Source organism: Nguyenibacter vanlangensis (assembly GCF_013376155.1).
GTDB classification, from domain to species: Bacteria; Pseudomonadota; Alphaproteobacteria; order Acetobacterales; family Acetobacteraceae; genus Gluconacetobacter; species Gluconacetobacter vanlangensis.
This window is the reverse complement of record NZ_JABXXP010000715.1, coordinates 1-1,391: the sequence shown is the minus strand read 5'-3', so window position 1 is coordinate 1,391 and position 1,391 is coordinate 1. Positions and strand designations below refer to the sequence as shown.

1 protein-coding gene is annotated in these 1,391 nt (G+C 67.4%); it reads right to left on the bottom strand.

All coding sequences use genetic code 11. The features are described 5' to 3' along the window. Positions 1-35: 35 nt before the first annotated feature. Positions 36-1,391 (bottom strand): polyribonucleotide nucleotidyltransferase (gene pnp, locus HUK84_RS18335; protein ID WP_176641515.1); only part of this gene is annotated, 1,356 nt, incomplete at its 5' end.

Sequence of the window (1,391 nt, the reverse complement as noted above, 5' to 3'; positions counted from 1 at the left end):
CCCGTCGTCCGGCCGCCGCGCCCGGCCCGCCGTACTCAGCGTGCCGGCGGACGGCCCGGCTTGGCGCCCACGGTCTCGGTGATGTCGGCGCCGGTTTCCTGATCGACCACCCGCATCGACAGCTTCACCTTGCCGCGATCATCGAAGCCCAGGACCTTCACCTTCACCACGTCGCCCTGGTTGACCACGTCGGTGGTCTTCGCCACCCGGCCCTGCGACAGTTCCGAAATATGGACCAGGCCGTCGCGCGCGCCCAGGAAGTTCACGAACGCGCCGAAATCGGCGGTCTTGACCACCTTGCCGGTATAGATCGCCCCCAGTTCGGGCTCGGCCACGATGCCGCGGATCCGCTCGATCGCCTTGGCGGCCTGATCTTCGGACGTGGCGGCGATCATGATCGTGCCGTCATCGTTGATGTCGATCTTCGCACCCGAATATTCAACGATCTCGCGGATCACCTTTCCGCCCTGGCCGATCACGTCGCGGATCTTTTCCTTGGGCACGGAGATCGTGGTGATCTTCGGCGCCGAGGCCGAGACGTCGGCGCGGCCTTCGGTCAGCGCCTTGGCCATCTCGCCCAGGATGTGCAGCCGGCCCTCGCGCGCCTGTTCCAGCGCGATCTTCATGATCTCGGGCGTGATCGAGGTGATCTTGATGTCCATCTGCAGCGAGGTGACGCCCAGCTCGGTGCCCGCGACCTTGAAGTCCATGTCGCCCAGGTGATCTTCATCCCCCAGGATGTCGGACAGCACGGCGAAGCCGCGATCTTCCTTGATCAGCCCCATGGCGATGCCGGCCACCGGGCGGCGCAGCGGCACGCCGGCATCCATCAGCGCCAGCGAGGTGCCGCACACCGTGGCCATCGAGGACGACCCGTTGCTCTCGGTGATCTCGGAGACGATGCGCATCGTGTAGGGGAAAGCGTCCTTGCCGGGCAGCAGCGGATGCACCGCGCGCCAGGCCAGCTTGCCGTGCCCGATCTCGCGCCGGCCGGGCGAGCCCATGCGGCCGCACTCGCCCACCGAATAAGGCGGGAAATTATAGTGCAGCATGAAATTGGTGCGGTATTCGCCTTCCAGCGCGTCGATCACCTGCTCGTCCTGGGCGGTGCCCAGCGTGGCGACGACCAGGGCCTGGGTCTCGCCGCGGGTGAACAGGGCCGAGCCATGGGCGCGCGGCAGGATGCCGACCTCGGACACGATCGGGCGGACCGTCTTCAGGTCGCGCCCGTCGATGCGCAGGCCGGTATCCAGCACGGCGCTGCGCACCACGTCGGCTTCCAGCTCCTTCAGCATCGGCTTGGCCGCGTCGGCGTTCAGGCCTTCCGCCGCCAGGCCGGCCAGTACGGCCTCCTTCGCGGCGCCGACCTTCTTGTAGCGCTCCTGCTTCAC